Origin of the sequence: Streptomyces sp. CBMA156, from assembly GCF_014596515.1 — a bacterium.
Taxonomy (GTDB): Bacteria; Actinomycetota; Actinomycetes; order Streptomycetales; family Streptomycetaceae; genus Kitasatospora.
Genome location: NZ_MSJQ01000180.1, coordinates 1 through 8,771 on the forward strand (window position 1 = coordinate 1; position 8,771 = coordinate 8,771).

Annotated in this window: 8 protein-coding genes and 1 pseudogene; 3 read left to right on the forward strand and 6 right to left on the reverse strand. The window is 74.7% G+C overall.

The genetic code is table 11. From position 1 onward, the window contains the following. The 4 genes from BU198_RS15000 to BU198_RS15015 all read right to left on the reverse strand — a co-directional run. Window positions 1-666: SAF domain-containing protein (locus tag BU198_RS15000; RefSeq protein WP_317620128.1), on the reverse strand; the 666-nt coding region annotated here is incomplete at its 3' end. A gap of 159 nt (window positions 667-825) precedes the next feature. Next, entirely contained in the window at window positions 826-1,776 is a 951-nt protein-coding gene (locus tag BU198_RS15005; protein WP_188297349.1) for a hypothetical protein, read from the reverse strand. After that, on the reverse strand, window positions 1,770-2,393 hold the full coding sequence (locus BU198_RS15010; RefSeq protein ID WP_188297350.1) for a hypothetical protein: 624 nt from the start codon (window positions 2,391-2,393) through the stop codon (window positions 1,770-1,772). The genes BU198_RS15005 and BU198_RS15010 overlap by 7 nt, the downstream gene beginning before the upstream one ends. A 137-nt stretch (window positions 2,394-2,530) precedes the next feature. Then, the gene (locus tag BU198_RS15015) at window positions 2,531-3,397 is read right to left on the reverse strand and encodes a hypothetical protein (RefSeq protein ID WP_188297351.1); all 867 of its coding nucleotides are present in this window, start codon (window positions 3,395-3,397) and stop codon (window positions 2,531-2,533) included. Window positions 3,398-3,539: 142 nt separating this feature from the next. Here BU198_RS15015 and BU198_RS15020 point away from each other — a divergent pair, with 142 nt between their 5' ends. The 3 genes from BU198_RS15020 to BU198_RS15030 all read left to right on the forward strand — a co-directional run bounded on the left by BU198_RS15020 (window position 3,540) and on the right by BU198_RS15030 (window position 6,152). After that, the gene (locus BU198_RS15020) at window positions 3,540-4,025 is read left to right on the forward strand and encodes a pyridoxamine 5'-phosphate oxidase family protein (RefSeq protein ID WP_188297352.1); all 486 of its coding nucleotides are present in this window, start codon (window positions 3,540-3,542) and stop codon (window positions 4,023-4,025) included. Between the two features lie 75 nt (window positions 4,026-4,100). Then, window positions 4,101-4,553, forward strand: a complete 453-nt coding sequence (locus BU198_RS15025) for a MaoC family dehydratase (protein WP_188297353.1) — start codon at window positions 4,101-4,103, stop codon at window positions 4,551-4,553. 393 nt (window positions 4,554-4,946) lie between these two features. Then, on the forward strand, window positions 4,947-6,152 hold the full coding sequence (locus tag BU198_RS15030; protein ID WP_188297356.1) for an MBL fold metallo-hydrolase: 1,206 nt from the start codon (window positions 4,947-4,949) through the stop codon (window positions 6,150-6,152). A gap of 41 nt (window positions 6,153-6,193) precedes the next feature. Here the strand turns inward: BU198_RS15030 and BU198_RS15035 are convergent, their stop codons facing one another. Then, window positions 6,194-7,147 carry a DUF389 domain-containing protein gene (locus BU198_RS15035; RefSeq protein WP_188297354.1) on the reverse strand — a complete coding sequence of 318 codons (954 nt, stop codon included), beginning with the start codon at window positions 7,145-7,147 and terminating at the stop codon, window positions 6,194-6,196. 136 nt (window positions 7,148-7,283) lie between these two features. Next, window positions 7,284-8,771: pseudogene (locus BU198_RS15040) on the reverse strand (DUF6493 family protein); the annotation flags it as partial.

Consider the following 8,771-nt stretch of genomic DNA (forward strand, 5'->3'; position numbering starts at 1 on the left):
GAGCCTGGGCCCGTCCGCCGTGCCGACCGCCACGTCGATCACCTGGCTGCCGTCGGTGTCCACCCGGCCGACGGTGATCACCGTGGCGGGCAGCGAGTCGGCCCGGCCGTTGTCGGGCGTGAAGACGACGACAATCTGCACGCCGGGCTGGAGCCGGCTGGCGGGCAGCTGGCTGCGCTTGGCCGACACCCCGGCCACGATCTGCCCGGGCTGCACCGACAGCCCCTGCGCCAGGTCGGAGCCGGTGAGCATCGCGCCGCGCTTGAGGTCGGTGGCGGCCCGCATGCCGACCGCCTTCACCCGGTCCTGGGCCGACACCGGGTGCAGCGCGGGGTCCCCCGCGATCCGCGCGACCACCAGGTCGTCCTCCGTGATCACCTGTCCCCACGGCACGTCCCTGGCCAGTGCCAGCACCGCGACCCGCTGGCCGGTGCTGTTGTAGAGGACGGCTCCGCCCAGCCCGCCGGCCGCGATCAGCGCGACCGCCATCGCCAGCACCGCCGGGCGCCGCCGCCGCGCCCGCATGGTCCGCCCGGGGGCGTGCGGTGCCCCCCGGCCCCGGCCCTTGCCCGCGCCGCCCTGCTCCTGCTGCTCCGGGAGCGCCACGGATGCCGCGGCGCCCGCGGAGGTGCCGGATCCCGGCGTCGCGAACGTACGGTTCTCCACCGGGTTCCGCCCTTCCCTCGTTCGTCTCTGGCTCGTCTGGCTCGTCTGGCTCGTCTGGCTGGCCTGGCTGGTCCGGCTCGTCCGGCTCGTCCGGCTGGTCAGTGCCGACCGGTCAGGACAGGCCGGCCGGTCGGTGTGCGGATCGCCGCGCCGGCGCGATCAGTTGAGCACCTGCATCTCGGCGACCCTCAGCTCGAAGGGCGCGCTGCTCTGGTTGATGCCGGGGATGGTGAACGTCCGAGGGTTGGGCCCGCCGGTGACCACGACCCTGACCTCCCAGCGCATCGTGACCGTGGCGCTGAACACGCCGTTCTTCTCGCCGGCCGAGCCGGTCTTGAACTCGTAGCCGCAGTCCGGGGACTTCGCGTCGCCGTACTTGGGGTCGTACGGCGTGCCGGGGGTGGCGCAGGAGGTCTGGAGGTGGTCCCCGAAACTCCAGTCCGCCTTGACCAGCCGGGGCGTGGCGGTGACCGAGATGCCCGCGACCGACGCGCTGCCCGGTGTGGGCAGTGCGGCGCCGTCCGCCCAGAGCCAGACCGGGGCGTTGACCACCGCCGTGCGCTGCGGCGCGGCCCGGCCCACCGGCGCCTTGAAGCGGACCCGGTCGTAGGCACTCTGGATGGCCGTGGCCTCGGCGTTGACGTTCTGGCCGTCCGGCGAACCGGCTTCGAAGACGATCTCGGCACCGCCCATGCCCCCGCCGGTCTGCGGGCAGACCTTCGTGTAGAGCGTGCCGTCCTTCGGGTCGTGGCCGCCCCAGGCCGGATCACCCGCGGCCGGCGGGTTGTCCAGCGGGCGGTAGTAGCAGCCCTTCTCGTTGCTGAACCAGCCCAGCTCGGGGTCGTGGCAGGCCCACGAGACCTCGTGGTAGCCGCACAGCTGGGGGCCGGTGGAGGAACCGCCGCCGCCACCGCCCGGCTTGGAGCCGCCGGGCGCCGGAGTCTTCCCGCCGGACGTGACGTCCACGCAGATCACGTTCGGGGCACACTGTTCGGCCCCGCCGCCCGGCGGGTCGTCCGCGGTCGCGCTCACCGCCGAGGACAGCAGCAACCCCGCCGACATCGACGCGACGAATGCGATCCGCCGGGCCGGTTTCCGTGCGTTCAGCATGTCCGGTCCACCTCCCGTTTGAAGTCGTGGATCAACCAGTGCGCCTGGAACCAGCGCAGCGACGCGGTTCCGACGTATCGGTTCAGCCGCCCTGCGGGATCCTTGGCGGCCCCGGTGACGGCATCGACGCGGTGCCAGCCCGACAGGTCGACACAGTCCTCGATCACGGCGGTCTGCGGATCGGCATTCAGATCAATGGCCTTGACCACCGCGGAATTGCGCGGCGTGCCGGTCATCACCACTTTGGCGTCGCGCAGTTGCCGGAGGCTGACCAGGCTGTCGGACAACGCCCGTCCCGACGCGTACTGCTCCAGTCCGTACCCGTCCGAATCCGACCGCCCGAAGACCTCGGCCTGGGCCTGCCACCAGTCCTGATACGTCTTCAGGGCCAGCCGTCCCATCGCCCCTTCCGGACCGCTGGTCGGCGCGATCGAGCCGTTTACCGAACCACCCGAAGGAGGTACCGGGTTCACTCCCGCGACGGTGGGCGCAGTCGACCCGAGACGATCGACGGAACCGCCGGCACCGCCGCTCGCACAACCGCCGAGCAGCAACACCAGGGCCGCCCCGGCGCCCCCAACCACCCCAGGGCGCACCACATTTCCGCGCTGCCGCATGGCCCCACCTCGTTGCGACCGACCCGATCCGTGATCCACGGCCGCCAGGAGAATTCCGCCGTCCCGCCGATGTTTCCGCTGGGGATCGATTCTTCGCCAACCCACCCCATCACGGCAACACCTCAGGCCCCCTGACCTTACGTGGAAGGCGGTTCCGTCGGGGCACTATCCCGCCACAGAACGGCCAACAGTTCTTCGGAAAGCGACAATCCGGCCAATGCGCCCCGAACCGCGGCCCGATTGCGCATCAGGAGCCGCCCGGCGTGCGGCGGAACGAGCAGGCGCGCGCCAGGCGCACCCGAACTACCGGCCGGTTCCCCACCGTCCGTCAGCGCGGCCACGGCCGGCTGGAGATCGAGCGGGGCGACGGCCGCGGGGGCACCCGGAACGCCCTGGCGCAGGACGGTGGTCAGGGCCCGGCTGAACGAACCCTCCCCGCCCGGCCGGACGGCGTCCCGGCCGCGTCTGCCCGGGGTGTAGCGGCCGGCCGGCGCGTAGCGGCCGATCCTGCCCCACAGCGGGACCCGCGAGTAGCTCAGCAGTTCGCCCGCGCCGTCCTCGCCGCGCTCCAGCGCCGCCCAGGCGTCCCGGTCGACCACCGCGTCGACCAGCAGCAGCGCCTCCTCCTGGTCCCCGTGCACCATCGCGCTGACCACCCAGTCCCAGGCCAGGCCCCGCCGGTAGGCGTTGTCGGCGGTGCTGCCGGCGGTGACCAGCGCGAGCCGGCGCCCGCGCGGGTCGGCCACCAACTGGCCGACCAGGCAGACCAGCAGCCAGCGGCCCGGGTGCTGGGCCGCCTCCCGGACGGCGGTGAGCATCGCGTTCGCGTCCGCGTCCGGCGCCACCGTGGTGACCCGGCAGCCGGCCGCGCCGGTGTCGAAGCACATCCCGGGCAGCACGTCGGTGAGCAGCCCGGCACCGTCCGGCGCCAGCGCCGCCCCGCCGAAGGCCCGGTCGGGCCCGCCGTCCGCCCCGATCACCACCAGATCGACCCCGCCCGCCATCCGGCCGTCCCCCCTCCTCCACCGTTCCTCCACCCGCCGGGCAGGCTACCGCCCCGGACCGACGCGGACGGGGCTCCCGGCCCGTCCGCTCAGGGACCATGGGCCCTATCGGTGTGCGCACCGACCGGGGACCATCGGACGCATGGAGCGTGAGGACCGTGTGGAAACCCTGAGCGAGGCCGAGTGCCTGCAGCTGCTCAGCACCGTGCCCGTCGGGCGCGTGGTGTACACCGAGCACGCGCTGCCGGCCGTCCTGCCGGTCTCCTTCGAGGTCCTGGACGGGCGGCTGGTGCTCGCCGTACGCCGGGGAAGTGCCACCGCCCGGGGGCTCGACGGCACCGTGGTGGCCTTCCAGGCCGATCTGCTGGACCCGGTCACCCGTACGGGATGGAGCGTACTGGTGCACGGACGGGCCGACGTGGTGAGCGACCCCGACCAGGTGCGCCGGGTGCTGCGCTCCGGTCTCCGGCCCTGGGTGGGCGACCCGGAGCCGCTGTTCGTCGCGCTGGTGCCGGAGCTGGTCAGCGGCCGCCGGCTGTTCCCGACCGGGCCCGGCGGCCCGGGCCGGGCGGCGCTGCGACCCATCGGCACCGGGCCCGTGAACAGCGGATTTCCGTTCGGCTCCTGACAGATACCGGTGGGTAGGCATACGCTTCCGGCGTCCTGATCCCTCCCCGGGCCTGTCCCCCACCAGGAGCGCACCGTGACGACCTTCGCCTCCCTCGCCGAGCTGACCGCCGCCGTCGGCACCGAGCTGGGCACCAGCCGCTGGCACACCCTCGACCAGCGGCGGATCGACCTGTTCGCCGAGGCCACCGGCGACCACCAGTGGATCCACGTGGACCCGGAGCGGGCCAGGGACAGCCAGTTCGGCTCGACCATCGCGCACGGCTACCTGACCCAGTCGATGATCCCGGTGCTGGCGAAGGAGTGCTACGCCGTCGAGGGCGTGCGGATGGCGCTGAACTACGGCTCCGACAAGGTGCGTTTCCCGGCCCCGGTGCCGGTGGGCACGGCGATCCGGGCCACCGCCGAGCTGCTCTCGGCCACCGAGGTGCCGGGCGGGGTCCAGGCGGTGGTGCGGTTCACCGTCACCAGCGAGCGGAGCGCCAAGCCGCACTGCGTCGCGGAGACGATCACCCGCTTCTACGCCTGACCGGGCTCGCTTCGAGCAGGCAACGGGCAGGGACCGGCCAAGGAACGGGCAGGGAGCGGGCGATGCCCGAGCCCGGACCGAGGGGACACCGAGGGGGCCGGGCCGCACCCGGGCACCGGTCCGCGCCGGCCGTCCCGGGTACTCCGATTGGCCCCGGGCAAGCCTCCCACCAGGTCCGGACGGCCCACGGCGAGTAACCTCCGACGAGATGGTTGTCGCACCGCAGCAGCCCCACCCGCCGCTGCACCGCGCGCCCCGGCATGCCCGGTAGCCGTGACCGTCCCAGGAGGAGCCGTGCCCCGCCCCGCCCCGTGGTTCTCCCGCCTCGCCGGTCTGTCCTCGCTGCTCGCCCCGCCCGCCACCGGACCCGCCGCCGAGCGCGCCGTCCCCGGCCTGGCCGGGCTGCCCCGGGCCGCCTGGCACCGGGTCCGCACCGACGCGTTCGGCGCCGAGCCCCGGGGCGAACGGCTGGCCCGGATCCGCCGCTCCCCGCAGTTCGCCGACGGCGCCTTCCGCAACCCGGTACCGACCCGCCGACTGGTGTACGAGCGCAGCCCGCTGGAGATCACCCGCGCCCAGCTGACCGGGGACAAGACCCACCGCGTCCCGGCCGCCGCCGTGCCGGTGCACCGGCTGCTCCCGGCCGACCTGGCCGCGCCGCCGGAGTCCGGGCTGCGGCTGACCTGGCTGGGGCACGCGACGGTGCTCGCCGAGATCGGCGGACGGCGCGTACTGCTCGACCCGGTCTGGGGCGAGCGCTGCTCCCCGTTCTCCTGGACCGGGCCCAAGCGGCTGCACCCGGTGCCGCTGCCGCTGTCCGAACTCGGGCCCGTGGACGTCGTCGTGGTCTCCCACGACCACTACGACCACCTCGACATGGGGACCGTCCGGGCGCTGACCGGGACGGGCGCGGTGTTCGCCGTCCCGCTCGGGGTCGGGGCGCACCTGGAGCACTGGGGGGTGCCGGCCGGGCGGATCGTCGAACTGGACTGGTGGGAGTCGGCCGAGGTCGCCGGGCTGACGCTGACCGCCACACCGGCCCGGCACTACTGCAGCCGGGGCCCGCGCACCAGCGCGCTGTTCCTGTGGGCGTCCTGGGTGGTTTCGGGCGGCGCGCACCGGGTCTTCCACAGCGGGGACACCGGGTACTTCCCCGGCTTCGCCGAGATCGGCCGCCGGCTCGGACCGTTCGACGCGACCATGATGCAGGTCGGCGCGTACAGCGACTTCTGGCCCGAGGTGCACATGACGCCCGAGGAGGGCGTACGGGCGCACCTGGACCTGGGCGGCGAGCTGTTGCTGCCGATCCACTGGTGCACCTTCAACCTCGCGCCGCACCCCTGGGACGAGCCCGCCGAGCGGGTGGTCACTGCGGCCCAGGCCCTCGGCGCCCGGCTCGCGGCGCCCCGCCCGGGCAAGCCCTTCGAACCGGTCGCGCCCCCCGCGCTGCGGCTGTGGTGGCGCGCCGTCGCCGCCACCTCGCGCGGCATCCCGCCGCTGGCCGGCGAGCGGGGCGCCACGACGGCCGCCGGCGGGGAGGGAGCGGGGCGCGAACAGGCGACGACGTTCAGCGAACAGATTTCAAAGTCTGTTCGCTGAAAGCTGTCAGCTGAAAGTTGTCAGCCGCCACCCGCCGATCGTCACCTGTTCGCCGCCTCGGACCCCGCCCGTCGGCGCCGGATCAGCGCCCAGGCCCGCTGCTGGACCAGCAGGGTCAGCACCCCGGCCAGCACGATCCCCAACAGGTTCAACAGCAGCTGGACACTCGACCCCCAGAACTGCCTGACGTCGCCGTAGCCGAGAGCGACCGCCGCGTTGGCCGCGGCGGGAACGGTGGTGACCGAGATCGCCACGCCGACCAGGGTCCCGGCCTTCGCGGAGGTGAGCGAGAGCAGCCCGGCGATGCCCGCCAGGAAGGCGACCACGAAGGAGGTCGCGTCGGGCTGCCAGATGAAGGAGGTGTTCGGCCGCGCCGCGTCGAACTTCTCCTGGCTGAACAGCCCGAGACCCTCCATCAGCAACCCGAAGCAGACGGTCAGCGCCATCGCGACCACGAAGCCCGTCACCAGCGCGTTCAGCGAGCGCAGCGCCGGGCGCAGCCGTCGCTGGACGACGGCCACGCAGAGCCCGGCCAACGGCCCGAACTCCGGCCCGACGGCCATCGCGCCGACGACCAGGATCGCGCTGTCCAGCACCGCGCCGCAGGCCGCGAGCATGGTGGCGACGGTGAGGAAGGCCAGGAACACCCAGGTGAGGGTGGACTCCTCATGGGTGATCTCGGAGACCGACTCCCAGACCAGCGCGTCGGCCCCCTCTCCGGGGGCCAGCCGCTCGGCCTCCTCGGCCGCCGCCGAGAGGGTCAGATCGATCGACGAGACGTCGATCGCGCCACGCTCGGGCAGCCCCGTCCCGCGCAGCGCGGCCAGGACCTCGTCCGCCGCCTCACGGGCCACGTCACAGAGCACGACGTCCCCGGCGGGCCGGACGGCCGCGTCCGGGATCAGCACGACGTGCGTCACCCCGACGACCTCGTCCAGGCAGCCGAGCACGGCATCGCGAAGGTCGGGCGGGACGATCAGGCGAAGGTGCAGCACGGACGCTCCGGCGGGAAGGGTGGGGAGGGTGGGAAGGACGGGCGGAAGTCCCGCCCACCCTAGGGCCACCACCCTCGGCCTCACCGCCCGGCCCTCACCGCCCGCGCGAGCCCCCCGGCCCCCGATCCCTCGCCCCTCAGCCCGCGAGGACGTCCCGCAGCGCCCGGGCCTCCTTGACCACCCGACCCGAGCCGGCCCGCCCGGCCGCCGCCGTCACCTCGGCGACCGGCCCGCGGGCCCCGGTGCGCCGGGCGCAGTCGGCGGCGAGCCCGATCAGGTCGCCCAGTCCGCGCGTCGCCTGGTCGGCCTCGCCCAGCAGAGCGGGCAGCGCCGGCCCGAGGACGGACCAGACCGTCGCCCGGGCGCCGGTCTCCGCCGCCATGGTGAGCGCCGACCCCAGCCGGCCGGCCATGACCGTGCCGCACACCACCAGGGCCCCCAGCTCGCGGCCGAGCAGTTCGCCGTCCAGGTCGCCGCGCGCGGCGAGCACCAGCAGGGCGTCCACCGCCGCCGTCCGGTCCTCGGCGTGCCGGGCGCCCAGGCCGTACGCCAGCGCCAGGTGCAGCGCGAGCCCGGCCGGCCCGCCGGCCTCGGCGAGCTGCGGGAGGTGGCAGGCGGCGCCGCGCTCGCCCAGGTCGGCGCCCTCGGCGAAGGGGTCGAGCCAGAGCGCGGCCAGCTCCTCCCGGTGCCAGGGCAGCATCGCGAACCAGTGCGCGACGGGCCGCCAGTTCCAGTTGTAGACCGTGCGGGCGCGGGCCACGCTGGGCTCGGTACCGTCCAGCAGCGCCCGGAACTCAGGCGTGAGCCGCTCGCCGCCCGGCCCCTTCGGCCCGGCGCCGATGCCCGGCTGGGCGACGAGGATCCGCTCGACCTCCTCCCACCAGCGGTTCCCGTACTCGTTCACCCGGAGCAGCCCCTTGCCGGGCGCGAACAGCACCCGTTCGGACGGCTGGGCCGGCAGGCCTCCGGTCCGCAGCCAGTGCGCCAGCCGGCGCCCGGCCGGGGAGGTGAGCGCCTCGGCGGCCGTCAGCACCGTCCCGTCGACGGCCACGCCGACCCGCAGCAGGGCCTGGGCGAGGTCGGTCTTCCCCGGCGTGGCGCCCGCCGCCTCGTACCCGGCGATCCGCTCGACCAGGACGGCCGCGTCCAGCGCGCCGGTGGTGTCCGTCGGGGTGGCGAGCAGGTACGGCGGCGGATCCCGGAACAGCTGCCGGGACGCCTCCTCCAGGCGGGCGGCGAGGACGGCCCCGTGCACGGTGGTGCGGTCGCCGCGCAGCGCGGAGCGACCCTTGCCGCCGAGGTAGTCCCAGAGCTTCCACGGGGGCGTCTCCCCCGCCACCGCGGCCACCACGTAGAGGACGTCCCGGGGCGCGCAGTCCCCCCAGCTGCTGGCGCCGCTCCACCGGTGCACCCGGCGGACCGGCTCCACCGCCTCGGCCAGCGCCGCCCGGTCCAGGTGGCTCAGGCGGACCAGCCCGTCCAGCACCCGCTCGAAGACCGCGACGTCGGGTTCGCGCGCGGCGAGCAGCGCGGACAGCTCCTCCGCGAGCTCGGCCGCCGAGCCGATCGGCGCGCCGAGCGGGCGCGGTTCGGGCGCCGGCGGGAGGAAGTCCTGGCTCTCGAT